Origin of the sequence: Chromobacterium haemolyticum DSM 19808 (assembly GCF_000711885.1) — a bacterium.
Classification (GTDB): domain Bacteria; phylum Pseudomonadota; class Gammaproteobacteria; order Burkholderiales; family Chromobacteriaceae; genus Chromobacterium; species Chromobacterium haemolyticum.
In genome coordinates this window covers 1-22316 of record NZ_JONK01000015.1, presented here as the reverse complement: position 1 = coordinate 22316, position 22316 = coordinate 1, and the positions used below count along the sequence as shown (strand labels likewise).

Genomic DNA, 22316 nt, shown 5'->3' with positions numbered 1-22316 from the left:
CGGCATGGATGATCAAATCGATGCCCGCCTGGCCGAAATGGAAGTGAAGCTCGCCTTCCAGGACGAACTATTGGACGCGCTGAACGCCACCGTGGCGCGTCAGCAAAAAGACATGGAACTGCTGCAACAGCAAATGCGCCTGCTCTACCAGCAATTCCGCCAAGCTCAGCCGGACGATAGCGCGTCCGGCCTCAGCTTGCGCGACGAGATTCCGCCGCATTATTGAACCGACGGCGGTTTAGAACCTGCTTACGATCCGTGAGCAAGGGCAAGACAAGGCGAAAACGGTTTCAACGCCGTACCGCCGACGCGCAGCAGGCTTTGAACAGGTTCTAGCGGCCGGCCTTGCGCCGCGACACGGTCGCCTCAATGTTCTTGCGGCCAATCAACGGCGCCGGCTCCGGCATCTCCGGCGCGGCGTCTCCCAGCCACTTGTACATGACCAGACAGTCCACCAGCCCCAGCCGCGCGTGACGATAAGCGCGCGGCAAACGGCCCACCGGCTCAAAACCCAGCTTGCGCCACAGAGCCACCGCCACTTCGTTGCTGGCCACGACCGAATTGAACTGCATCGCCAGAAAGCCGCTGTCCCGCGCCAATTTCTGAGAATGCTCGCACATCAGCCGCGCCACGCCTTTGCCGCGCGCCTCCTCCGCCACCATATAACCGCAGTTGCAGACATGGCCGCCCGGGCCGGCGGCGTTGGGCTTGAGGAAATACGAGCCCAGCAGCGCGCCGTCCTCCTCCGCCACCAGTGTGTGCAAGGGCAGCCGCAGCCACAGCTCTCGCGCCTGCTCCCACGTCATCTCAGGATCGAAGGCATAGGTCTCCCTAGCCGCCACCACCGCGTGGAACACGGGCCAGAAACGCTCGAAATCACCGTCGTTCATCGGTCGGATCGTAATCATGCCGTCTCCTGTTTCAGTTGCGCCGTCCCCGGCTTTCTAGTCATGCGTCCAGACAACAAGCTGGCGCTGGCGATCAAGGCGCCGCCCGCCCATTCGCGCGGCGTCATCGCCTCTCCGGCCAGCAGATAGGCCGACGCCGCCGCGAACAACAGCTCCATCAGCATCAGCGTCATCGTCTGCGTTGCCGGCAGAATGGACACCCCGTGCTGCGATATCACGCTGGTGCACAACAGGGTCACGCCCAGAATGCCCAATACCAGCCAACTTTGCGGCGGTATCTGCAGAATGCCGCCCAACTGCCCGGCCAGCGCCAGTTTGATCGCGCCGATGGACGCCACCCCAAACCAGATCGACGCCGACTTGACCGGCACCGGGATGGACTGGGCGCCTCGGCTGATCACATTGCCCAGCGCAAAGGCCATGCCGCCGGACAGAGCCAGCCATTCATAGCGATGGCTGAGCGGCAGTTCGCCGGCGAACAAGCCGGGCCGATAAATGAAGATGAAGCAGCCAAGCAGCGACAAGGCCACCACCAGCCAGCCGCTGCGGGTCAAACGCTCCTTCAGGATCAGCCGCGACAGGAACACCGTCCACAGCGGCGACAGGTAGAACAAGAGCAAGACCCGCATCACCTGCCCCTCGGACACCGCCCAGGTATAGCTGTAGTTGCACCAGCCAAACACCGCGGTCAGCACCAGCAACACCGGCTGTAGCCGGAACTGGCGGCGATAGACGTCGAAAAAGGTGATCACGCCCAAGGAGATCGCCACCAGGTACACCACCAGCGAGGTCATCGCCACGCTGACGCCGCTTTGATTGAGGCTACGGAACGGATACCACATCAGCCCCCACACCAGCGCAGTGGTCAGAATGCCGGTGGTGGCCAGAAACTTTTGTTTTACAGGTGTCATTGCTGTTCTTAAGATGTTCGCTGTTCGTTTGCTTGCGCCCGCTTTTCTGGAGATACCCGTGAACCCTCGCCTGGCCCAATTGCAGCCCTACCCGTTTCAACGCCTGCGCGCGCTGCTCGCCGGCGCAACGCCGCCCGCGGACAAGGCGCACATCAACTTGTCGATAGGCGAGCCCAAGCACCCGACGCCGGCGCTGGTGGAACAGGCGCTGATCGACAATCTGGGCGGCTTGTCGCAATACCCGGCCACGCTGGGCAGCGAAGCGCTGCGCCAGGCCTGCGCGGCCTGGATGCGGCGACGTTACGATCTGAACCTGGATGCGCAAAGCGAGATACTGCCGGTCAACGGCAGCCGTGAAGCCTTGTTTGCTTTTGTGCAGACAGTGATCGACGCAAGCGTTGAGCCGGCGCCGGTAGTGATATCCCCGAATCCTTTTTACCAGATTTACGAAGGCGCGGCACTGTTGGCCGGGGCCGAACCCTACTATGTCAACTGCCTGGCCGAACAGCGCTTCCAGCCGGACTGGAGCCAGGTACCGGAAACAGTGTGGCGGCGTACCCAGCTGGTGGTCGTGTGCAGCCCGGGCAATCCCACCGGCGCGGTGATGTCGCTGGCCGATTGGGAAACCTTGTTCCAGTTGTCGGATCGCTACGGCTTCGTCATCGCCAGCGACGAGTGCTATTCCGAAATCCACTTCGGCCGCCCGCCGCTGGGAGGGCTGGAAGCGGCGCGCAAGCTGGGCCGCGGCTTTGAACGGCTGGTCATGTTCACCAGCCTGTCCAAGCGCTCCAACGTCCCCGGCATGCGCTCCGGCTTCGTCGCCGGCGACGCGGCGCTCCTGGCGAAATTCCTGCTCTACCGCACCTACCACGGCAGCGCGATGAGCCTGGCGATACAGGCGGCCAGCGTGGCGGCCTGGAACGACGAGGATCACGTGGAGTCCAACCGGGCTCAATACATCGCCAAGTTCGACGCGGTCACCCCGCGGCTGGCGATGGGGCTGGAGGTGCGCCGCCCGGACGCCAGCTTCTACCTGTGGGCCAAGGTGCCGGACGGGAATGATGTAGACTTCGCCAAGGCGCTGTTCGCCGAAGAACACGTCACCGTGCTGCCGGGCAGCTACCTGGCGCGCGAGGCCCACGGCGTCAACCCCGGCGCCGGCTATGTCCGCGTCGCGCTGGTGGCCACGCTGGAAGAGTGCGTGGCCGGCGTCGAGCGCATCGTCGCCTTCGCCGAACGCAAACAGCGCCAGACCCCCTGAATCTACGCGGCCCGCCACCGGCGCGGCCGCTTGAAAGCGAATTGAATGACGACTTCCATCCACATTGCCAAAGGACTGAACACCATGCATCCGATCCAGACCCTGATCGAAGAAGCGTTTGAGAAGCGCGCCGAGATCACGCCCGCCACCGTCTCCGCCGAACTCAAGGCCGCCATCGGCCAGGTGATCGCCGAACTGGACGCGGGCCGCCTGCGCGTGGCGGAAAAACAGGGGGCCGACTGGGTGGTGAACCAGTGGGTGAAGAAGGCGGTGCTGCTGTCCTTCCGCATTCGCGACAATGAACTCTCCGACGATGGCGTCAACCGCTACTTCGACAAAGTCGACACCAAGTTCGCCGACTGGACGCCGGCCCGCTTCCAGGAAGCCGGTTTCCGCGTGGTGCCGGGCGCGGTGGCGCGCAAGGGCAGCTTCATCGCCAAGAACACCGTGCTGATGCCCTCCTACGTCAACATCGGCGCCTACGTCGACGAAGGCGCGATGGTGGACACCTGGGCCACCGTCGGCTCCTGCGCCCAGATCGGCAAGAACGTGCACCTGTCCGGCGGCGTCGGCATCGGCGGCGTGCTGGAGCCGCTACAGGCCAACCCCACCATCATCGAGGACAACTGCTTCATCGGCGCGCGTTCGGAAATCGTCGAAGGCGTGATCGTCGGCGAAGGCTCGGTGATCTCCATGGGCGTCTACATCGGCCAGTCCACCAAGATCTACGACCGCGAAACCGGTGAGATCAGCTACGGCCGCGTGCCGCCGGGCTCGGTGGTGGTATCCGGCAACCTGCCCAGCAAGGATGGCAGCCACAGCCTTTACTGCGCGGTGATCGTTAAGAAAGTGGACGCTCAGACTCGCAGCAAAACCAGCATCAACGAGCTGCTGCGCGGCGTGTAAGCCCCCTCCATCCGCCGGCGCGGGCGGGCAGTCGGCTCGCCCGCTGCACGCTCCTTTTCCCTCCATCGCGCCGCCAGCCGCATTGCAATGCAGCATATTTGCATCTTAAATGCTGTTGAAATTTGGCTAGTCCACGACAAGTCTATAAAATCTCCAGTTCGAAAAGAATCGGCAAAAAAGCGGCCGCTCTCCAAGCACCTCTCACTCCAAGGCGCAATGCAAGGTCAGCGCGGGAATGACGGGCTTCAAGAGCCGCTTTGCCTGAACGGCCCGCCATCGCACCGCTCCGGGTCCGCCGTTTCAACCGAAGCCGTCCGCGGCTTCACGCATGCTATCTGGAAACTTTGTGTCTTCTGACAATTTCATTGAATTCAGAAACGTCAGCTTCGCCTATGGCGAGCGGCCCATTCTGAAAAACCTCAACCTTGCTATTCCGCGCGGAAAGCTGGTGGCCGTCATGGGCGGCAGCGGCAGTGGCAAAACCACGCTGCTGCGGCTGATCTCAGGCCAGAACCGTCCGCAAAGCGGCGAAGTGCTGGTTGACGGCAAGAGCGTCGCCAAGATGAGCTCCGCCGAGCTTTATCAACACCGCCGCCGCATGGGCATGCTGTTCCAGTTCGGCGCGCTCTTCACCGATCTGTCGGTGTTCGACAACGTCGCCTTCCCCATTCGCGAGCACACCAAGCTGCCGGACAGCATGATCCGCGACCTGGTGACCATGAAGCTGGAAGCCGTTGGCTTGCGCGGCACCCAGCAGCTGATGCCGGCCGAGCTGTCCGGCGGCATGGCGCGCCGGGTGGCGCTGGCGCGCGCCATCGCGCTGGATCCCCAGCTGATGCTGTACGACGAGCCTTTCACCGGACTGGATCCGATCTCGCTGGGCGTGATCGCCCACCTGATCAAAAAACTCAACAACGCGCTGGGCACCACCGCGGTGATGGTTACCCACGACGTGCACAAATCGCTGGAGATCGTGGATCACGTGCTCTTCGTCGCCGGCGGCGAGATCGTCGCCCAAGGCACGCCGGACCAAGTGCGCAACTCGGATTCGCCATGGGTTCACCAGTTCATCTGGGGCGAGGCCGACGGTCCGGTGCATTACGCCTACCCGGCGGAGCGCTCTCTCGCCGAAGATCTGGGACTCAACGGAGGCCGCCATGCTTGATTTGATCGCCTCGCCCCTGCGCAAGCTCGGCCACCTCACCATCAACGCCGTCTGGCGGCTGGGCTTCGCCTGCCGCTTCCTCGTGGCCATCCTGCGGGGCAGCGGCCAGAGCCTGCTGCGGCCGCAGCTGACCATACGCGAGGTCTATTTCGCCGGCGTGATGTCCTTGATCATCATCCTGGTGTCCGGCCTCTTCGTCGGCATGGTGCTGGGCCTGCAAGGCTACAGCACCCTCGCCAAGTTCGGCTCCGCCGACGCGCTGGGCGCGGTGGTGGCGCTGGCGCTGCTGCGCGAGCTGGGCCCGGTGCTGGCCGCGCTATTGTTCGCCAGCCGCGCCGGCAGCGCGATGACGGCCGAAATCGGCCTGATGAAAACCACCGAGCAACTGGACGCGATGAGCGTGATGGCGGTCGATCCCATCGCTCGCGTGGTGGCGCCCCGCTTCTGGGCCGGCGTCATCTCCATGCCCATCCTGGCCGCGCTGTTCAACGTGGTCGGCATTTTTGGCGGCTACCTGGTGGGCGTGGTGATGATAGGCCTGGATGTCGGCACGTTCTGGTCGCAGATGCAGGCCAACGTCGACCTGCATTTCGACGTGGTCAACGGACTGATCAAGAGCCTGTGCTTCGGCGTCGCCGTCACCCTGATCGCCGTGTTCGAAGGCTACGACGCCACTCCGACGGCCAGCGGCGTGTCCGCCGCCACCACCCGGACTGTCGTCACCTCCGCATTGGTCATCCTGGCGCTGGATTTCATCCTGACCGCCTTCATGTTCTAGGAAAAACCCGAATGAAACGCTCTACTATTGACTTGTGGGTAGGCATTTTCGTGGCGCTGGGCATTGCCGCCGTCACCTTCCTGTCGCTGAAAGTGGCCAACCTGGTCCCGCAAAGCGCCAACCAGACCTATGTGCTGTACGCCGACTTCGACAATGTCGGCGGACTGAAGGTCAAAGCGCCGGTCAAGGAAGCCGGTGTGGTGATCGGACGCGTGGCCGACATCCGGCTCAACCCGAAAACTTATCGCGCCCGCGTGACTCTGAATATTGACAAGGCCTATCAGATCAGCGACGACGCCAGCGCGTCCATTCTGACCGCCGGCCTGCTGGGCGAACAATATATCGGCATGCTGCAGGGCGGTTCGGAAACCAATCTGGCCCCGGGCGGCACCATCACCATCACCTCCTCCGCCATGGTGCTGGAACAATTGATCGGTAAGTTCATGACGGGCTTTACCGATAGCAACAAGAGCGCTGACAAATAGCGCGGCACAAAGACGGGGCACCCCGCAACAAACTGCCGGCCGGCGAGCCGTCCGCGCCGCCGGCTTACTCGCAATCGATTGGAAAAACGATGAAAAAACTGCTCGCATTCTGCTGTCTGCTGTTCGGCCTGTCCGCTGTGGCCCAAGCCGCCGGCGACGCCCCCACCGATGTAATCAAAGACGCATCCCGCCAGGTGCTGGAAGTGCTGAAACAGGACAACGGCAAGAACACCAAGCAAATCCGCCAGCAGGCGGAAGCGGTGGCGGTGCCGATGTTCGACTTCCCGCGCATGACCGCGCTGGCCGTGGGCCTGGGCTGGCGTCAGGCCAGCGCCGAACAGCGCGCCCAACTGACTCAGCAGTTCCAGACCCTGCTGGTGCGCACCTATTCCGCCACCATGACCCGTTTCAAAACGGCTCAGGTCGACGTCAAGCCCAATCCGTTGATGAGCAACGGCGACCGCGACGCCACGGTGAAAACCACGGTCAGCCTGCCGGGCAACGCCAACCCAGTAGCGGTGGACTACTCACTGAACAAGGGCCCGCAAGGCTGGAAGATCTATAACGTGAGCGTGGAAGGCGCCAGCCTGGTCACCGTCTATCGCAATTCCTTCAATGAAGAAGTGCGCAAAAACGGCGTGGACGGTCTGATCAAGCTGCTGCAGAACAAGAACGCCGCTCCGGTGGCCGCGGCGCCCGCAAATAAGGGCAACGGCTGATGTTGGAGCGCACCGCCCCCGGTCAGGCGCGGCTCAGCGGCCGGCTGAACATGGATAGCTGCGGCCCGCTGGCCGCGCCGCTGGCCAAACTCGCCGGTGAAGCGCCGTTGCGCCTGGACTTGTCCGGCATAGCCGGAGCCGACTCCGCCGCCTTGGCTCTGTTGCTCGGCGCGCGTCGCGCCGCCGACGCCGCCGGTCACGCCCTGTCCCTGGAAAACTGGCCAAGCGGGCTCAGCGCCCTGCTCGACCTTTACTCGCTGGCGGAATTGCTATCCGCCCCAGCGGCGGAATGATATGCGGAGAGGATTTATGTCGTCCCTGAAACCCGCGCTGACCGGCCTGGCGCTATCGCTGCTGCTAGCCGGCTGCGCCAGCAACCCAACGGTGCCTTACGACCGCTTCGAGCCGTACAACCGCGCCATGTACCAGGTCAACGATACCGCGGACCGCTACGTGATCAAGCCCGTGGCCGAAGGCTACAAGGCCATCACGCCGTCGCCGGTGCGCACTGGCGTCAGCAATTTCTTCGACAACCTCAAGGATGTCTACAGCGCGCTGTCCAATGCCTTGCGCGCCGAGCCGGAAAAAGCGCTGAACGACGTGATGCGGGTGGCGATGAACACCGGCTTCGGCCTGTTCGGCCTGATCGACATCGCCAGCCAGGCCGGCCTGAAGAACAACAAGACCACGCTGGGCGACACCTTCGCCGCCTGGGGATGGCACGACAGCAACTATCTGGTGCTGCCCTTCTTCGGCCCGTCCACCGTGCGCGACGGCACCGGCCTGACCGTCTCGCTGGCCGGCCCCGGTCCAGAAAAGATGTTTTACGACACCACTTGGCAAGCGGTGGGCTTTTACGGCCTGTACGGCGTGAATACCCGCGCCCGCTACCTGGGCGTGGAAGCCATGCTCAACACCGCGGCGCTGGACCCGTACACGTATACCCGCGACGCTTATATGCAGCTGCGCGCACAGCAGCTGGGCCTGCCCAACCCGACCCAGGCCACCGACAATTTCAACCTTGACGAGCTGGTTGACTCCCCGGCCGGCAAGCAGGACAGCTCGGCGCCGGCTACGGCCGCTCCCAACGCCAAGGCCGCAGCCTCCGCCCCGCAGTAAATCCGCACCCTCCGCTGCCGGCCGTCTCAACGAGCCGGCAGCGTTCTTTTTCACTTCTCAACAGGAAACGCCATGAGCAATCTGCCAGCCTGTCCGCAATGCAACTCCGAATACACCTATCAGGATGGCGCGATGTATGTCTGCCCGGAGTGCGCGCACGAATGGAACGAGCAAGCCGCCCCCGCCGAAGAAACCCGCGTGATCAAGGACGCCAACGGCAATGTGCTGCAAGACGGCGACAGCGTTACCGTGATCAAGGACCTGAAAGTCAAAGGCTCCTCGCTGGTGGTGAAAGTAGGCACCAAGGTGAAGAACATCCGCCTGGTCGACGGCGATCACGACATCGATTGCAAAATCGACGGCATCGGCGCGATGAGCCTCAAGTCCGAATTCGTCAAGAAAGCGTAACGCCCGCTCCGCAAAGCAAAACGCCACGGTTCCAGCCGTGGCGTTTTTCATTGCAAAAGCAAGCTTATCGCTTAGAGCCTGTCTACGATCCCGTGAGCTAGAGCGGGACAAGGCGAAAACGGCTGAGAAGGCGGAATGTACATATGGTACATGAGCATTTCAAAGGCGTACTCACCGTGCAACGCTCGACGACGCGCAGCAGATCGTAAACAGGCGCTTAGCTGATGCGTTCGATCAGCGCGCCTACCGCACCCAGCTTCTTCTCGATGTACTCGTAGCCGCGATCCAGGTGGTAGATGCGGTCAACAATGGTTTCGCCCTCGGCCACCAGGCCGGCGATCACCAGGCTGGCCGACGCGCGCAGATCCGTAGCCATCACCGTGGCGCCGGACAGCTTCTCCACGCCTTTGATGATGGCGGTATTGCCTTCCACCTCAATGTTGGCGCCCATGCGGTTCAGCTCCGGCACGTGCATGAAGCGGTTCTCGAAAATGGTTTCGGTCACCACGCCTGCGCCCTCGGCCACGCAATTCAGCGTCATCAACTGCGCCTGCATGTCGGTGGGGAAAGCCGGGTAAGGCAAGGTGCGGAAGTTCACCGCCTGCGGACGGCGCTTCATGTCCAGCGAGATCCAGTCGTCGCCGCACTCCACCACCGCGCCGGTTTCCGCCAGCTTGTCCAGCACCGCTTCCATGCTCTTGGGCGCGGCGTTGCGCAGCACAATGTGGCCGCGCGTCATCGCGCCGGCCACCAGGAAGGTGCCCGCCTCGATCCGGTCCGGCATCACCGCGTAATCTGCGCCGTGCAAACGCTCCACGCCCTCGATCACCAGCCGGTCGGTGCCGATGCCGCTGATCTTGGCGCCCATCGCCACCAGACAGTTGGCCAGGTCGGTCACTTCCGGCTCGCGCGCGGCGTTTTCCAGCACCGTGGTGCCTTCGGCCAGCGTCGCCGCCATCAGCAGGTTCTCGGTACCGCCCACGGTCACCATGTCCATGATGATGCGGGCGCCGCGCAGGCGGCGGGCCTTGGCCTTGACGTAGCCGTGCTCGATGCTGACCTCGGCGCCCATCGCCACCAGGCCCTTGATGTGCTGGTCCACCGGCCGGCTGCCAATGGCGCAGCCGCCCGGCAGGGACACCGTGGCCTCGCCGAAGCGCGCCAGCGTCGGGCCCAGCACCAAAATGGACGCGCGCATGGTCTTCACCAGATCGTACGGCGCCACCAGGCTGTCCAGATGACCGGCGGTGATTTCCATCTCGTGCACATTATCGGTCATCACCCGCACCCCCATTCCCTGCAACAGCTTCTGGGTGGTGGCGATATCGCGCAACATCGGCACATTGGTGAAACGCATGGTGTCGCCGGTCAGCAGGCTGGCGCACAGGATGGGCAGGGCGGCGTTCTTGGCGCCGGAAACGCGGATCTCGCCGTTAAGCGGACCGTTGCCGATGATTTTCAGTTTATCCATGACGGATCAGCCTTGCAGTTTTTGCCATTCGTCCGGCGTGGCGGCCTTGACGATGGACAGAGCGTGAATTTCATTGCTGGCCAGGCGGGTGGCGATCACCTCCTTGACCAGGCGGTGGCGATCGATCAGGCGCTTGCCCTCGAAAGCCGCCGACACGATGGTGGCGTAGAAGTGGTGGCCGTCGCCCTCCACTTCCAGGTGGGTACAGGCCAAACCGGCCTCGATGTATTCTTTGACTTGTTGCGGAGTAATCATGAGAAATCCCGTGGATACGCCTTAATGGCGCAGTTTATAGCCAGATTTGATCAGCCATAGCGTCAGGCCCGACAAGACGGCGAAGCTGCCGCCCACCACCCCGGCCGATAGCCAGGGGCTGACGTCGGCCTGGCCGAAGAAGCCGTAGCGGAAGCCGTCTATCATGTAGAACACCGGGTTCAGATGAGACGCGGCGTACCAGAACGGCGGCAGGCTGTTGATCGAATAGAACACGCCCGATAGGAAAGTCAGCGGCATGATCAGAAAGTTCTGGAAAGCGGCCAGCTGATCGAATTTTTCCGCCCAGATGCCGGCCAGGATGCCCAGCGCGCCCAGCACGCCGCAGCCCAGCACAGCGAAGACCAAGGCCCACAACGGCTGTGCCGGCAGCGGCAGGCCGAACCAACCGGTGATCAGCAAGACCCCGGCGCCCACGGCCAGGCCACGCACGACGGAGGCCAGCAGATAGGCGCCGAAAAACTCCACCGCGGTCAGCGGCGGCAGCAGCAGGAACACAATATTGCCGGTGATCTTGGACTGGATCAGGCTGCTGGAGCTGTTGGCGAAGGCGTTTTGCGCCATCGACATCATCGCCAGGCCCGGAATCAGAAAGGCGGTGTAGCTGATGCCAGGGTAAGCCTCGACATGGCGCGACAGCACATGGGCGAAGATCAACTGATACATCAGCGCGGTCAACACCGGCGCGGCCACGGTCTGGAACGCCACTTTCCAGAAGCGGACCAGTTCTTTTTTGAAGAGGGTCATGAAGCCGGTCATGGCTGCGGCCCTCCATTCATCATCTTGACGAACACGCTTTCCAGATCCGTCTCCACCACATTCAGTTCGCGCACTTCCACCGCCGCTTCGCGCAGCGCGGCCAGCACGGACTCCAGCTGGCCCAGATGCTCCAGCTGCAACACCACGCGGCGGTCTTCGTCGCGCAGCTTCAGAGGCAACAGCGCCGTCGGCAACTCGCCGGACAACAGCAGCGCCACTTCGCGACGCGCGCTGTGCGCCAGCAGCTTGTCCTTGCTCTCCAGCGCCACCAGCCGGCCTTTCTTCAACATGGCGATGCGCGAGCACAAAGCCTCGGCTTCTTCCAAGTAATGGGTGGTCAGCACGATGGTGTGGCCGGCGCGGTTCAGTTCCTGCACAAACACCCACAGGCTCTGGCGCAGTTCAACGTCCACGCCGGCGGTGGGTTCGTCCAGCACAATGACCGGCGGGCGGTGCACCAAGGCCTGGGCCACCATCACCCGGCGCTTCATGCCGCCGGACAGCGCGCGCATATTGCTGTGCGCCTTGTCCGCCAGGCCCAGCTTGAACAGCAGTTCGTCTATCCAGTCGTCGTTGCGGCCCAAGCCGAAGTAGCCGGACTGAAAACGCAATGTTTCGCGCACCGACAAGAAGGGATCGAACACCAGTTCCTGCGGCACCACGCCCAGCGCCTTGCGCGCGGCGCGGAAATCGCCAACCACATCGTGCCCCATGATGCGGATGGAACCGCTGTCCGGCCGCGACAAGCCGGCCATCGCGGAAATCAACGTGGTCTTGCCGGCGCCGTTGGGACCGAGCAGGGCGAAGAATTCGCCGGGGGCGACGGTGAAGCCCACCTGGTCCAGCGCCTGCAGCTGGCCATAGCGCTTGCTCACCGCCTGAATTTCAATAGCCTGGGGCATGAGAGAGGTAACACCGACAACGCCGCACGGCGTAAGCCGCCAACGACGCTAATGGTTTGACAAAAAAGGTCAATTATAGCGCTGGGCTACGTTTGAGGGGAGAGTTCTTCCATCACTTCCGGCAAGAAAATGCCGCGATAGACATACTGCAACAGTTGCGTGGCATTCTCGCCCAAATTGGTCTGGCTGCCGTCCGCCAGCCAACGGTTGATCAGGCCGTGGTGCATCGATTGCAACACCTCGGCCACCGTTTCCGGATTCACGTACGGCAAGGTCTGGCCGGCATCCACCGCCATTTGCACCACCAGGGTCAACTGCTCGCGGGTTTCTTGCATATGCGCAACACACTCGTCGTGAATGGGGGCCAGCTCGCCGACATGCTCGCTCCGCATAAACAGAATGAGTAAAATACGACGAACCTGTGGGTTATCCCCAATCATGGTCAGCAGCCGGTGGCTATGGTTCCACAAGGCCAGTGCCGGACTCGAGTGTGCCGTTCTCAACAAGTGCTCACAGATGTCATCAAACTGTCCGCTCATCCTGTCCAGCATTGCCCGGTACAAGTCCAGCTTGTTCTGGAAATGCCAATACACAGCGCCGCGCGTCAATCCTGCCGCGCTGGCGATGTCGGCCAGTGTCGTTTTGGAGACACCCTTCTCGCTAAAGAGCTGCTCCGCCGTATCCAGCAGCAAATGCCGCGTTTGTTCGGCTTCTTCCCGGGTTTTGCGTGCCATGTTGAACGTATCGCTGATCAAGGAGTCTGTCGGAAGCCCGCACCATAACACAATGCGTCGCTGGAAGCATTTTACATACGTACACGCATGTATGTAAAATGTCGCGATCCAATATCGATCAATTTCCACTATCAAAGAAAAATTGCAGTACCTTTTACTTATAACACTCATATCTCCACATTCCTGAGGACATCCCATGAAGATGCAAGGAAACACCTTCGCCCAGAAAGGCGGGCAATGGCTGTTGCTCACTGCCTTGGCCGCCAGCCTGATGGCCTGCGGTCAAAAAAACGACAAGCATGCCGGCGCCATGCCGCCGATGCCGGTGGGCGTGCTCGAGATCGCGCCTAGCGATGTGCCCGTCTCTTTCGAATTCGTCGGCCAGGCCGCCGGTTCGCGCGAAGTGGAAGTACGCGCCCGTGTGGGCGGCATTCTGCTCAAGCGCGCCTACACCGAAGGCAAGCCGGTGAAACAAGGCGACTTGCTGTTCCAGATTGATCCGGAGCCGTTGAAGGCGGCGCTGGACCAAGCCCAGGGCAATCTGCAAGTGCAACAGGCTCAGTTGGTGCGCACCAAACAGGATTACGACCGCATCACCCCACTGTTCAAGGAGAACGCAGTCAGCCAGAAGGACCGCGATGACGCGGTCAGCGCTTACGAGGCCGCCAAGGCGTCCGTCGCAGCCGCCCAGGCTCAGGTGCAGCAGGCCAAGATCAATCTTGGCTACGCCCGCGTCACCGCGCCGATTTCCGGCATGACCAGCCAGGAAACCCGCTCCGAAGGCAGCCTGGTGTCCACCACCGCCGACGGCAGCCTGCTGACCAAGGTGTCCCAGCTGGACCCGATCTACGTCAACTTCAGCATGTCCGACAACGACATGATGAATCTGCGCAAGATGCAGGATTCCGGCCAATTGAAGCTGGCCGCCAACGGCCACTTCAACGTGCAGCTGAAGCTGACCGACGGCTCCACCTATGGCAAAAGCGGCCGCTTGAACTTTACCGACAGCTTGGTTGACGCCAGCACCGGCACCATCCGCTCGCGCGCCACTTTCGCCAATCCGGACGGCGGCATCCTGCCCGGCCAGTTCGTGCGCGTGATCCTGCAAGGCGCCAAGCGCAGCAACGCCATCGCCGTGCCGCAGCGCGCGGTGCTGACCTCGCAGCAGGGCAAGATGGTGTGGGTTGTCGGCGCCGACAACAAGGTGCAGCCGCGCCCCATCACCGTGTCCCAGGATGTGGGCCTCAACGTGCTGGTGGAAAGCGGCCTGAAAGCCGGCGACAAGGTGGTGGTGGACAACATCATCAAACTGCGCCCGGGCGCGGACGTGAAACCGCATCCGTTCAAGGCCGACGCCAGCGCGCCCGCCGCCGCGCCCAAACAATAAGGCAAAGGGGTAACCATCCATGTTTTCCGCCTTTTTCATCAGGCGGCCCATCTTCGCCAGCGTGATCTCCATCGTGATCACACTGGCCGGCTTGGCCGCCCTCAAGGCATTGCCCATTGAGCAGTACCCGGAAATCGTGCCGCCGATGATCTCGGTGAGCGCGAGCTACCCGGGAGCCTCCGCCGAGGTGATCGCCAACACCGTCGCTTCGCCGCTGGAACAGGCGATCAACGGCGTGGACGACATGCTCTACGTGCAGTCCACCAGTTCCTCCAGCGGCAAGCTGTCGTTGAGCGTGACCTTCAAGATCGGCACCGACGCCGACCAGGCCACCATCAACGTCAACAACCGCGTGCAGTCGGTGCTGTCGCAACTGCCGGAAGAAGTGCGCCGGCAGGGCGTCAACGTGACCAAGAAATCCTCGGCCTTCCTGCAGGTGATTTCGCTGTTCTCTCCGGACAAGACCTACGACACCCTGTTCATCAGCAACTATGCGCTATTGAACGTGGTGGACGAGCTGAAGCGGGTTCCGGGCGTGGGCGACGTGATCAACTTCGCCGGCCAGGACTACTCGATGCGCGTCTGGCTGAAACCCGATCGCCTGGCCCAGCTCAAGCTGACGCCCAGCGACGTGGCCGCCGCCATCCGCGAGCAGAACGCGCAGTTCGCCGCCGGCAAGGTGGGCGCAGAGCCGGTCAAAGGCAAGCAAGACTTCACCTACACCGTGACCACCCAGGGCCGCCTGTCCGAGCCGGAAGAGTTCGAGAACATCATCTTGCGCTCCAACTCGGATGGTTCCGCCGTGCGGCTGAAGGACGTGGCACGCGTGGAATTGGGCGCCTTGTCCTATGACTTCACCGGCACGCACAACGGCCGGCCCACCATCCCGATCGGCATCTTCCTGGCGCCGGGCGCCAACCAGTTGGCCACCGCGCAAGCCGTGGAACAGACCATGCAGAAGCTGGCTGTGAGCTTCCCCAAAGGTCTGAACTACGCCATCCCCTACGACACCACCAAGTTCGTGGAAGTGTCGATCAAGGAGGTGTACTCCACGCTGGCCGAAGCCATGGTGCTGGTATTCCTGGTGGTGTTCCTGTTCTTGCAGAACTGGCGCGCAACCTTGATTCCCTGCCTGGCGGTGCCCGTCTCCATCATCGGCACTTTCGCCGGCATGTACGCCTTCGGCTTCACCATCAATACCCTGACGCTGTTCGGCCTGGTACTGGCCATCGGCATCGTGGTGGACGACGCCATCGTGGTGCTGGAAAACGTCGAACGCCTGATGACGCAGGAAAAACTGTCGCCGCTGCAAGCCAGCTTCAAGGCGATGGATGAGGTATCCGGCGCGCTGGTGGCCATCGTATTGGTGCTGTGCTCGGTATTCATCCCGGTCGCCTTCCTCGGCGGCATCGCAGGCCAGATGTACAAACAGTTCGCCATCACCATCGCGGTGTCGGTGTCGATTTCCGGCCTGGTGGCCCTGACCCTGACCCCGGCGCTGTGCGCGCTGCTGTTGAAAGAAGGCCATCAGCATCCGGCCCGCTTCTTCGTCTGGTTCAACAACTGGTTCGACCGCCTGACCCAGGGTTATTCCCGCGGCGTGGTGTTCCTGATCAAGCGCAGCGCGGTAGGCATCCTGCTGTTCGCCGGCCTGATCGCCATCTGCGTTGGCCTGTTCCGCATGATCCCGTCCAGCCTGGCGCCGGACGAGGATCAGGGCTACATCATCGCCGCCGCCTTCCTCCCGGATGGCGCGTCGATGCAGCGCACCTCGGCCACCATGACCAAGCTGGACGCAATGACCAGCAAGAACCCGGCGGTCAAGGACGTGATGAGCTTCGCCGGCTTCGACATCCTCACCGGCGGCAACAAGACCAACGCAGGCGTGTCCTTCATCACCCTGAAGCCGTGGGATGAGCGCAAAGCGCCCAACCTGTCGTCGCAGGCGGTGGTGGGCGACACCTTCGCCAAAGGCATGATGGGCATTACCGACGGCATCGTGCTGGCCTTCAACCCGCCGCCGATCTCCGGCATGTCCAACACCGGCGGTTTCGAGGCCTATGTGCAAAGCCGCGGCGGCGCCAGCTCCGTGGAACTGGGCGAGGTCACCAAGAAACTGGTGGCAGCGGCCGCCAAACGTCCGGAGCTGAAAGGGGTGCAAACCACCTTCTCCGCCAGCGTGCCGCAGATCTACGTCAAGCTGGACCGGGCCAAGGCCAAGTCTCTGGGCGTGCCGGTCAACACCGTGTTCGACACCATGCAGAGCACCTTCGGCGCACTGTACGTCAACGACTTCAACAAATTCGGCCGCACCTTCCGCGTGCAGCTGCAATCGGAGGCGGACTTCCGCACCCGGGTTGAAGACCTGCGCAACATCTACGTGCGTTCGCAGGACGGCAATATGATCCCGCTGACGGCGCTGGTCACCATCAAGCACACCACCGGCCCGGAAAGCTTGGAACGCTTCAACATCTTCCCGGCGGCCAAGCTGGTGGGCGGTCCCGCGCCAGGTTTCAGCTCCGGCGAGGCGCTGAACGTGCTGGAAGCCGTGGCCAAGGAAACCCTGCCGGACGGCTACACCCTGGCGTGGACCGGTTCCGCCTTCCAGGAGAAATCCACCAGCGGCTCGTCCGCCGTGGTGTTCGGCTTCGGCATGATCATGGTGTTCCTGATCCTGGCGGCGCAGTATGAACGCTGGAGCCTGCCTATCAGCGTGCTGATGGCGGTGCCCTTCGCCATGTTCGGCGCGCTGATGGCCAACTGGCTGCGCGGTCTCGCCAACGACGTCTACTTCCAAGTGGCGCTGGTGACACTGATCGGCCTATCGGCCAAGAACGCGATCCTGATCGTGGAGTTCGCCGTCCAGCAAATGGAAGAAGAAGGACTGAGCGTGGTAGACGCCGCCATCGCCGCCGCCAAGCTGCGTTTCCGTCCAATCGTGATGACTTCGCTGGCCTTCGTGCTGGGTTGTATGCCTCTGGCCATCTCCAGCGGCGCCGGCTCCGCCAGCCGCCACTCGATCGGCACCGGCGTGGTGGGCGGCATGTTGGCCGCCACCTTCATCGCCACCTTCTTCATCCCGATGTTCTTCATGCTCATCATGAAGTTCAGCAAACCGAAACAGCCTCAGCCCGCGGCCGAGGCAGGAGACAAGGCCGATGCTTAAACGCGCCCTGATTCCCTCATTGGTGGCGCTGGCGCTGACCGCTTGCGCGGTTGGCCCCGACTATAGCCGCCCCAAACTGGAGCTGCCGGACAGCGCCCAGGTCCAGAGTCCGGCCATCGCCATGGACTGGTGGAAACAGTTCAACGATCCGGTGCTGGACCAGCTGATCGCAGAGGCTCTGGAGCATAACCAGGACCTGGCCGCCGCCGCCGCCCGCGTCGACGAAGCCGCGGCCCAGGCCGGCATCGCCCGCGCCCAGTTGCTGCCGGCGTTGAACGCCAACGCCGGCTATCAGCGCGGCCGCACCTCCACGGCGACAACCACGCCGGGCGCGCCGCTGGTCAGCGACGTGCGCAACGCCAACCTCACCGCGTCCTGGGAACTGGACCTGTGGGGCAAGCTGCGCCGCGGCAACGAGGCGGCGCGCGCGGACTTCGCCGCCAGCCGCTTCGCCCGCGACAGTTCGAAGCTGGCGATCGCCGCGCAAACCGCGCAGACCTATTTCCAGCTTCGCGCCTACGACGCCCAGCTGGACATCGCCAAGCGCACGCTGCAAAGCCGCGAGGAATCGCTGAAGCTGCAAACCAAGCGTTTCAAGGGCGGTTTGATCTCCGAGCTGGACCAGCAGCAGGCTGAGGCCGAAGCGGCTTCCGCCCGCGCCAAGGTGCCGCAGATCGCCAGCGCGCTGGCGCAGACCGAAAGCGCGCTGGGCGTGCTGCTCGGCTACTCGCCCAAGCAGTTGGTGGCCGGTGGCATCCAGCGCGGCCAAAGCCTGGACGCGCTGTCCGCGCCGCCGGAAGTGCCGGCGGGCCTGTCCTCCAGCTTGCTGGAGCGTCGGCCGGACATCGCCGCCAGCGAGCAGCAGTTGATCGCCGCCAACGCCCGCATCGGCGTGGCGCGCGCGGCTTATTTCCCCAGCATCAGCCTGAGCGGGGCGCTGGGTTCGCAAAGCCTGTCGCTGGACACGCTGTTCACCGGCCCGACGCGGACCTGGAGCTTCGTCGGCAACCTGGCGGCGCCGGTGTTCAACTTTGGCCAGACCGGCTACGCGGTGGACGCGGCCAATGCGCGGCAGAAGCAGGCGCTGGCGCAGTACCAAAAGACGGTGCAGAGCGCGTTCAAGGACGCGCTGGACGCCTTGTCCGGCTACAGCGCGGCGCGGGACATCCAGGCGGCGCAGACCACGCAGTTCCAGGCCTTGAACAAATCGCTGCGTCTGGCGAACCTGCGTTACGACAACGGCTACGCCAGCTATCTGGACGTGCTGGACGCGCAGCGCAACAGCTTTCAGGCGGAACTGGGCCTGGTCAGCGCCAAGCTGGACCAACTCAACGCGGTGGTGGGCCTGTACAAGGCGCTGGGCGGCGGTTGGGAAACACCGGCCAAGTCTTGATCCGCGGCAGCAAACGACAAACCCCGCCTTGGCGGGGTTTTTTTGCGGCCCAGTCCGAGTTGGGCATGGAACAGCCGCAGGCGCGGCTGGCGGCGGAGTTGTGCGGTAGTTTCGGCATGGCGGTTTCCGCGCCGGAACGGCCTTATGGGGTGAGGCTGGGCATTCTGGCCCGAGACAGTCAGACGGCCCCGTTCTGGCTGCGGCATCCGCGTCCGGCGGCGCGCGGGAGGACGCAATGGCTTGCCGCATGGAGCCTATGGAATTCCCGCGCGGGCATCGCCGCGCTCCATCTCTCCTTCACATGGCTAGCGGCCGCGCGTAGGGCGGGTGGAGCCGTGGGCGATACTTCCCTGCAGGGCTGGTGGGCTCAGGTGCGGACACCGACAATCACGTGCGAGGCCTTGAAGAAGGCGACGATCGCCTTGCCGACGGCCAGATCCAGACCATCCGCGCTCTCCTTGGTGACCATGGCCACCAGGGCGTCTCCGCCGTTGAGGCGGATTTCAACCTCGGTATTGATCGCGCCCGGACGCAGCGCCGACACCCGGCCTTCCAGGCGGTTGCGGGTGGAGAGTTTGATGCCGGCCTCGGGGTTAGCCAGAACCACCCAGGGCGCCTTGATGATGGCCAAGGCTTCGCCGCCCACGGTCAGGCCCAAATTGGCGGTGCTGCGCTGGGTGATGACGGCGGTGATCATGTCGCCGCCCGGCAGGGCGATGTCGATCTCATCATTGACGACGCCGGGATGGATGGCGGCGATCTTGCCGGCGAATTGATTGCGGGCGCTAGTGAGCATGGAGTGTCCTTGATGTCGGATGGGTGGGTGTGTTTTCGCCATAGGCAATCTGCCGGCAGTATATGTAGAAGCGGGGGCCGCGCCTGTAGCTCTTTCGACCTAAGAACCTGTTCAAAGTCTGCTGCGCTTCGGCGATACGGCGTTGAAAGCGGCTTCAAAATGCTTATGTAGCACGAGTACATTTCGCTTTTTTGGGTCGTCTTTGCCTTGTTTCTTGCTAGCTAGGCGTAGAACCAGCTCCAAGCGCCTATTGCGCTCACTCCGTATCGGAGAGCGCAAACTCTAGCGCGGCACGGATATGAATCTGAGTGGTGTCGAATACCGGCACCGGCACGTCGGTCTGGCTCAACAGCAGCGGCAGTTCGGTGCAGCCGAAGACGATGCCTTCGGCGCCGCGTTCGATCAGCTGCCGGATCACTTCCAGATAGGCGCGCTTGGTGGCTGGCGAAACCATGCCGCGGCCCAGCTCGTCGCGCAAGGTGCGCTGAATGAAATCGCGCGTATTCTGCTGCTCCGGGATCAAGGCGCGAATGCCGTGCCGGCTTAGCTTGTCCTGAAAAAACGGTAGTTCCATGGTGAACTTGGTGCCTAGCAGGCCGATGGTTTGCAACTGTCGCCGCGAGATTTCCCGCGCCGTCGCGTCGGCGATATGGATGATAGGGAGGCCCACGGCCGTTTCCAACGGATCGGCAACCGCATGCGCGGTATTGGCGCACAGCACAATGGCGTCGGCGCCGGCGGCTTTCAAATGCAGACAGCCTTTAAGCAGCAGCGCGTGAGTATGGTCCCAGTCATCCCATCCACGTCGCTGAATATCGTTGAAATTCAGCGAGTAGACAACGCACTCGGCGAAGTTGAGGCCGCCCAGCGCGGCGTTGACGCCTTCGTTTAGATAACGGTAGTAATCCAGCGTTGATACCCAACTGATGCCGCCTAGCAGGCCGAGTTTTTTCATGGAGTCCCTTAATCGCGATTGAGGTGACGGAGTTTGAGCGTCCAAGGCCAAAATGCTTGGAAACGGGATTCGAAAGCCAAGTGTATGGCATGGAGTGAGGAGAGATTAGTTTACGCTCATGCCGCGGAGGCGGCCCTGTGCATTCAGTTTGCGATAATGCGCGCACGGCAGTTAAAATGCTTTTGGTATAATTTAATGGTGAAACATGGCACGCAAATATCGGCAAAGAAAGGAAAGCTTCGTCCAGCTTCTCGTCGCTGCGCCCTGGTACGTCAGCGCGATTTTAGCCGGGTTTAGCCTGCTGGGCTTGAAAAGTGTTCTACCTGCGATCTGGGCTAAAAATCCGTTTTTGAAACCGATAGCCGATGCTTTTTCCGCGCTGAGCTGGCCCATTGCGTTGTTCTTCCTGGCTGTAGCCGCGTGGTCTTTGTTGCGACGGACCGCCAAACCGCGGTTCAGCTTCAAGCTTGATCCGGTGGAGCGGCCAAGTGTGCCGCCGTTGGGCCTGGCGCCACGGGAGAATAGGGCGTGGAAGGAGCCGGAGGCTACCCGTGCGGAGCGGCCGGCGCAATGGACGCTGGCCTTGATTCGCGATATCGAATGGAAACGTTTCGAGGATGTTTGCCAGAAGTTCTACGAATTAAAAGGCATCCGTTCCGAAACCACGCCGCTTGGGCCGGACGGCGGCATTGATATTCGTTTGTTTCAGGATGATTCCGGCCGCGCCACCTCGGTAGTGCAATGCAAGGCTTGGGGTGAGCGTTATGTTGGCGTGAAGCCGATCCGCGAGCTGCTGGGGGTAATGACCCACGAGAAAATCGCTAAGGCTTTTTTCATGACTAGCGGCAGGTTCTCCGACGACGCCAAGATTGTTGCGCGAAGCAACCGCATTACGTTGATCGACGGCGAAATGCTGTTGACGCTGATTGAGCGCCTGCCAAGCGCTACTCGGCAGCAATTGCTGGAGTTCGCCACTGCCGGCGATTACCGCACCCCTACCTGTCCCGGCTGCGGCATCGCTATGCGCCATGTCGCCGGCAAGGCCGGCCGCCCGGATTTTTGGGGGTGTCCTAACTACCCTCGCTGCAAGCAGATACTGGGAATGCGGCAAAAGACGGGGGAAGCGGCTTAGTGGGTGTCAATCAACGATGAACAGCTTGGCCCCTGTTTCGGTATGGGATAGGTGTGGCTCGGCGTCGTCGGCCACCTGGTAGCTGATGCCCGGCTTCAGGGTGAAGCTGCGGCCGTCCGCCAGCGTGGTGTGCAGTTCTCCTTCCAGGCACAACAGGATGTGGCCTTTGACGCACCAGTGATCGGCTTTGTAACCCGGCGTGTATTCCACCATGCGGACGCGGATGTCGCCGAAACGCTGCGTGCGCCAATAGGCACAGCCGGTTTCGCCGTCGTGTCGGGTGGGCTCCAGCGCGGACCAGTCGCTGATTCCAAACGGGATGTCGGATATTTTCATGGGAGGCTCCTCTGCAAGGGTTCTAAGAACCTGTTTACGATCTGCTGCGCGTTGGCGATACGGCGTTGAGAACAGCTTCAGAATGTTCATGTACCGTGTGTACATTCCGCTTTTTCGCTCGTTTTCGCCTTGTCTCGCTCTGGCTCGCGAGACTTTGAACTGGCTCTAAGAACCTGTTTACGATCTCCGGAGCAATAGAGCCAGGAAAGCCAAGTGGATGAACTGCAAGCTGGTATTGAGTTTCCGCTCACAGTTCTTCCACAGCCTTCTGCTCTTTTCCAACCAAGCGAAGCTGCGCTCCACAATCCATCGTTTTGGCATCACCTTGAACGTATGCAGCTCGCTTCTCTTC

Annotated in this window: 25 protein-coding genes; 14 read left to right on the top strand and 11 right to left on the bottom strand. The window is 62.4% G+C overall.

Annotation, left to right across the window (positions count from 1 at the left end):
- Positions 1 to 4 precede the first annotated feature (4 nt).
- Positions 5 to 226 (top strand): SlyX family protein, encoded by a 222-nt coding sequence (locus BR71_RS10525; protein WP_043636884.1) that lies wholly within the window; start codon positions 5 to 7, stop codon positions 224 to 226.
- A 106-nt stretch (positions 227 to 332) separates the two neighbouring features.
- Here the strand turns inward: BR71_RS10525 and BR71_RS10520 are convergent, their stop codons facing one another.
- Both BR71_RS10520 and BR71_RS10515 read right to left on the bottom strand, forming a co-directional pair.
- Positions 333 to 908 (bottom strand): GNAT family N-acetyltransferase, encoded by a 576-nt coding sequence (locus BR71_RS10520; protein ID WP_043636738.1) that lies wholly within the window; start codon positions 906 to 908, stop codon positions 333 to 335.
- Entirely contained in the window at positions 905 to 1819 is a 915-nt protein-coding gene (locus tag BR71_RS10515) for a DMT family transporter (RefSeq protein WP_043636735.1), read from the bottom strand. The genes BR71_RS10520 and BR71_RS10515 overlap by 4 nt, the downstream gene beginning before the upstream one ends.
- Positions 1820 to 1877: 58 nt before the next feature.
- On the opposite strand from BR71_RS10515, the gene dapC reads away from it, so the two are divergent.
- The 9 genes from dapC (at position 1878) to BR71_RS10470 (ending at position 8660) form a co-directional block, all read left to right on the top strand.
- A complete protein-coding gene (dapC, locus tag BR71_RS10510) occupies positions 1878 to 3080 on the top strand; it encodes a succinyldiaminopimelate transaminase (protein WP_043589434.1) in 1203 nt (400 codons plus the stop codon).
- An 84-nt stretch (positions 3081 to 3164) separates the two neighbouring features.
- Positions 3165 to 3986 carry a 2,3,4,5-tetrahydropyridine-2,6-dicarboxylate N-succinyltransferase gene (dapD, locus tag BR71_RS10505; protein WP_039754722.1) on the top strand — a complete coding sequence of 274 codons (822 nt, stop codon included), beginning with the start codon at positions 3165 to 3167 and terminating at the stop codon, positions 3984 to 3986.
- A gap of 346 nt (positions 3987 to 4332) precedes the next feature.
- The gene (locus BR71_RS10500) at positions 4333 to 5151 is read left to right on the top strand and encodes an ABC transporter ATP-binding protein (RefSeq protein WP_043636732.1); all 819 of its coding nucleotides are present in this window, start codon (positions 4333 to 4335) and stop codon (positions 5149 to 5151) included.
- Positions 5144 to 5929 (top strand): lipid asymmetry maintenance ABC transporter permease subunit MlaE, encoded by a 786-nt coding sequence (gene mlaE / locus BR71_RS10495; protein ID WP_043636729.1) that lies wholly within the window; start codon positions 5144 to 5146, stop codon positions 5927 to 5929. Before BR71_RS10500 ends, mlaE begins: the two co-directional genes overlap by 8 nt.
- Before the next feature lie 11 nt (positions 5930 to 5940).
- Positions 5941 to 6414, top strand: a complete 474-nt coding sequence (gene mlaD, locus BR71_RS10490; RefSeq protein ID WP_019103827.1) for an outer membrane lipid asymmetry maintenance protein MlaD — start codon at positions 5941 to 5943, stop codon at positions 6412 to 6414.
- A gap of 89 nt (positions 6415 to 6503) precedes the next feature.
- A complete protein-coding gene (locus BR71_RS10485) occupies positions 6504 to 7133 on the top strand; it encodes an MlaC/ttg2D family ABC transporter substrate-binding protein (protein WP_019103826.1) in 630 nt (209 codons plus the stop codon).
- Entirely contained in the window at positions 7133 to 7426 is a 294-nt protein-coding gene (locus BR71_RS10480) for an STAS domain-containing protein (RefSeq protein ID WP_043636725.1), read from the top strand. The genes BR71_RS10485 and BR71_RS10480 overlap by 1 nt, the downstream gene beginning before the upstream one ends.
- Before the next feature lie 16 nt (positions 7427 to 7442).
- Positions 7443 to 8252 (top strand): MlaA family lipoprotein, encoded by an 810-nt coding sequence (locus BR71_RS10475; RefSeq protein ID WP_156038946.1) that lies wholly within the window; start codon positions 7443 to 7445, stop codon positions 8250 to 8252.
- Positions 8253 to 8324: 72 nt separating this feature from the next.
- Positions 8325 to 8660 carry a zinc ribbon domain-containing protein YjdM gene (locus BR71_RS10470; protein WP_043589429.1) on the top strand — a complete coding sequence of 112 codons (336 nt, stop codon included), beginning with the start codon at positions 8325 to 8327 and terminating at the stop codon, positions 8658 to 8660.
- A 217-nt stretch (positions 8661 to 8877) separates the two neighbouring features.
- Here BR71_RS10470 and murA read toward each other — a convergent pair whose 3' ends face one another.
- From murA to BR71_RS10445, 5 genes are all read right to left on the bottom strand, one after another.
- Positions 8878 to 10131, bottom strand: a complete 1254-nt coding sequence (gene murA, locus BR71_RS10465; RefSeq protein WP_043636718.1) for a UDP-N-acetylglucosamine 1-carboxyvinyltransferase — start codon at positions 10129 to 10131, stop codon at positions 8878 to 8880.
- Positions 10132 to 10137: 6 nt separating this feature from the next.
- Complete coding sequence (locus BR71_RS10460; RefSeq protein WP_019103821.1) at positions 10138 to 10386, bottom strand: BolA family protein; 249 nt, start codon at positions 10384 to 10386, stop codon at positions 10138 to 10140.
- 21 nt (positions 10387 to 10407) lie between these two features.
- Entirely contained in the window at positions 10408 to 11163 is a 756-nt protein-coding gene (locus BR71_RS10455) for an ABC transporter permease (RefSeq protein ID WP_019103820.1), read from the bottom strand.
- Positions 11160 to 12065, bottom strand: coding sequence for an ABC transporter ATP-binding protein (locus BR71_RS10450; protein WP_043636715.1), 906 nt, complete (start codon positions 12063 to 12065; stop codon positions 11160 to 11162). The genes BR71_RS10455 and BR71_RS10450 overlap by 4 nt, the downstream gene beginning before the upstream one ends.
- Before the next feature lie 86 nt (positions 12066 to 12151).
- On the bottom strand, positions 12152 to 12820 hold the full coding sequence (locus BR71_RS10445) for a TetR family transcriptional regulator (protein ID WP_244269612.1): 669 nt from the start codon (positions 12818 to 12820) through the stop codon (positions 12152 to 12154).
- A 175-nt stretch (positions 12821 to 12995) separates the two neighbouring features.
- Here BR71_RS10445 and BR71_RS10440 point away from each other — a divergent pair, with 175 nt between their 5' ends.
- Genes BR71_RS10440 through BR71_RS10430 form a run of 3 tightly spaced genes read left to right on the top strand, consistent with a single transcriptional unit; the run spans position 12996 to position 18745 of the window.
- Positions 12996 to 14186 (top strand): efflux RND transporter periplasmic adaptor subunit, encoded by a 1191-nt coding sequence (locus BR71_RS10440; RefSeq protein ID WP_231138268.1) that lies wholly within the window; start codon positions 12996 to 12998, stop codon positions 14184 to 14186.
- A 19-nt stretch (positions 14187 to 14205) separates the two neighbouring features.
- Positions 14206 to 17352 carry an efflux RND transporter permease subunit gene (locus BR71_RS10435; RefSeq protein WP_043636714.1) on the top strand — a complete coding sequence of 1049 codons (3147 nt, stop codon included), beginning with the start codon at positions 14206 to 14208 and terminating at the stop codon, positions 17350 to 17352.
- Positions 17345 to 18745, top strand: coding sequence for an efflux transporter outer membrane subunit (locus tag BR71_RS10430; protein WP_043636713.1), 1401 nt, complete (start codon positions 17345 to 17347; stop codon positions 18743 to 18745). The genes BR71_RS10435 and BR71_RS10430 overlap by 8 nt, the downstream gene beginning before the upstream one ends.
- A 367-nt stretch (positions 18746 to 19112) precedes the next feature.
- Here the strand turns inward: BR71_RS10430 and BR71_RS10425 are convergent, their stop codons facing one another.
- Together BR71_RS10425 and BR71_RS10420 are read right to left on the bottom strand one after the other, a co-directional pair.
- Entirely contained in the window at positions 19113 to 19541 is a 429-nt protein-coding gene (locus BR71_RS10425; RefSeq protein WP_043636712.1) for a TOBE domain-containing protein, read from the bottom strand.
- Between the two features lie 256 nt (positions 19542 to 19797).
- Complete coding sequence (locus BR71_RS10420) at positions 19798 to 20496, bottom strand: aspartate/glutamate racemase family protein (RefSeq protein ID WP_043636708.1); 699 nt, start codon at positions 20494 to 20496, stop codon at positions 19798 to 19800.
- 205 nt (positions 20497 to 20701) lie between these two features.
- Here BR71_RS10420 and BR71_RS10415 point away from each other — a divergent pair, with 205 nt between their 5' ends.
- The gene (locus BR71_RS10415) at positions 20702 to 21628 is read left to right on the top strand and encodes a restriction endonuclease (protein WP_043636706.1); all 927 of its coding nucleotides are present in this window, start codon (positions 20702 to 20704) and stop codon (positions 21626 to 21628) included.
- Positions 21629 to 21634: 6 nt separating this feature from the next.
- Here the strand turns inward: BR71_RS10415 and BR71_RS10410 are convergent, their stop codons facing one another.
- Together BR71_RS10410 and BR71_RS23525 are read right to left on the bottom strand one after the other, a co-directional pair.
- The gene (locus BR71_RS10410; RefSeq protein ID WP_043636694.1) at positions 21635 to 21964 is read right to left on the bottom strand and encodes a DHCW motif cupin fold protein; all 330 of its coding nucleotides are present in this window, start codon (positions 21962 to 21964) and stop codon (positions 21635 to 21637) included.
- Between the two features lie 177 nt (positions 21965 to 22141).
- Positions 22142 to 22316, bottom strand: a 175-nt coding sequence (locus BR71_RS23525) for a transposase (protein WP_156038944.1), incomplete at its 5' end; no start/stop codon positions are given.

Coding starts and splice junctions, on each gene's coding strand:
- BR71_RS10470 (WP_043589429.1), top strand. CDS start 8,325: ATGAGCAATCTGCCAGCCTGTCCGCAATGCAACTCCGAATACACCTAT.
- mlaE (WP_043636729.1), top strand. CDS start 5,144: ATGCTTGATTTGATCGCCTCGCCCCTGCGCAAGCTCGGCCACCTCACC.
- BR71_RS10525 (WP_043636884.1), top strand. CDS start 5: ATGGATGATCAAATCGATGCCCGCCTGGCCGAAATGGAAGTGAAGCTC.
- BR71_RS10475 (WP_156038946.1), top strand. CDS start 7,443: ATGTCGTCCCTGAAACCCGCGCTGACCGGCCTGGCGCTATCGCTGCTG.
- BR71_RS10450 (WP_043636715.1), bottom strand. CDS start 12,065: ATGCCCCAGGCTATTGAAATTCAGGCGGTGAGCAAGCGCTATGGCCAG.
- BR71_RS10410 (WP_043636694.1), bottom strand. CDS start 21,964: ATGAAAATATCCGACATCCCGTTTGGAATCAGCGACTGGTCCGCGCTG.
- BR71_RS10430 (WP_043636713.1), top strand. CDS start 17,345: ATGCTTAAACGCGCCCTGATTCCCTCATTGGTGGCGCTGGCGCTGACC.
- mlaD (WP_019103827.1), top strand. CDS start 5,941: ATGAAACGCTCTACTATTGACTTGTGGGTAGGCATTTTCGTGGCGCTG.
- BR71_RS10520 (WP_043636738.1), bottom strand. CDS start 908: ATGATTACGATCCGACCGATGAACGACGGTGATTTCGAGCGTTTCTGG.
- BR71_RS10460 (WP_019103821.1), bottom strand. CDS start 10,386: ATGATTACTCCGCAACAAGTCAAAGAATACATCGAGGCCGGTTTGGCC.
- BR71_RS10415 (WP_043636706.1), top strand. CDS start 20,702: ATGGCACGCAAATATCGGCAAAGAAAGGAAAGCTTCGTCCAGCTTCTC.
- BR71_RS10425 (WP_043636712.1), bottom strand. CDS start 19,541: ATGCTCACTAGCGCCCGCAATCAATTCGCCGGCAAGATCGCCGCCATC.
- BR71_RS10485 (WP_019103826.1), top strand. CDS start 6,504: ATGAAAAAACTGCTCGCATTCTGCTGTCTGCTGTTCGGCCTGTCCGCT.
- BR71_RS10435 (WP_043636714.1), top strand. CDS start 14,206: ATGTTTTCCGCCTTTTTCATCAGGCGGCCCATCTTCGCCAGCGTGATC.
- murA (WP_043636718.1), bottom strand. CDS start 10,131: ATGGATAAACTGAAAATCATCGGCAACGGTCCGCTTAACGGCGAGATC.
- dapD (WP_039754722.1), top strand. CDS start 3,165: ATGCATCCGATCCAGACCCTGATCGAAGAAGCGTTTGAGAAGCGCGCC.
- BR71_RS10420 (WP_043636708.1), bottom strand. CDS start 20,496: ATGAAAAAACTCGGCCTGCTAGGCGGCATCAGTTGGGTATCAACGCTG.
- BR71_RS10480 (WP_043636725.1), top strand. CDS start 7,133: ATGTTGGAGCGCACCGCCCCCGGTCAGGCGCGGCTCAGCGGCCGGCTG.
- BR71_RS10440 (WP_231138268.1), top strand. CDS start 12,996: ATGAAGATGCAAGGAAACACCTTCGCCCAGAAAGGCGGGCAATGGCTG.
- BR71_RS10455 (WP_019103820.1), bottom strand. CDS start 11,163: ATGACCGGCTTCATGACCCTCTTCAAAAAAGAACTGGTCCGCTTCTGG.
- BR71_RS10515 (WP_043636735.1), bottom strand. CDS start 1,819: ATGACACCTGTAAAACAAAAGTTTCTGGCCACCACCGGCATTCTGACC.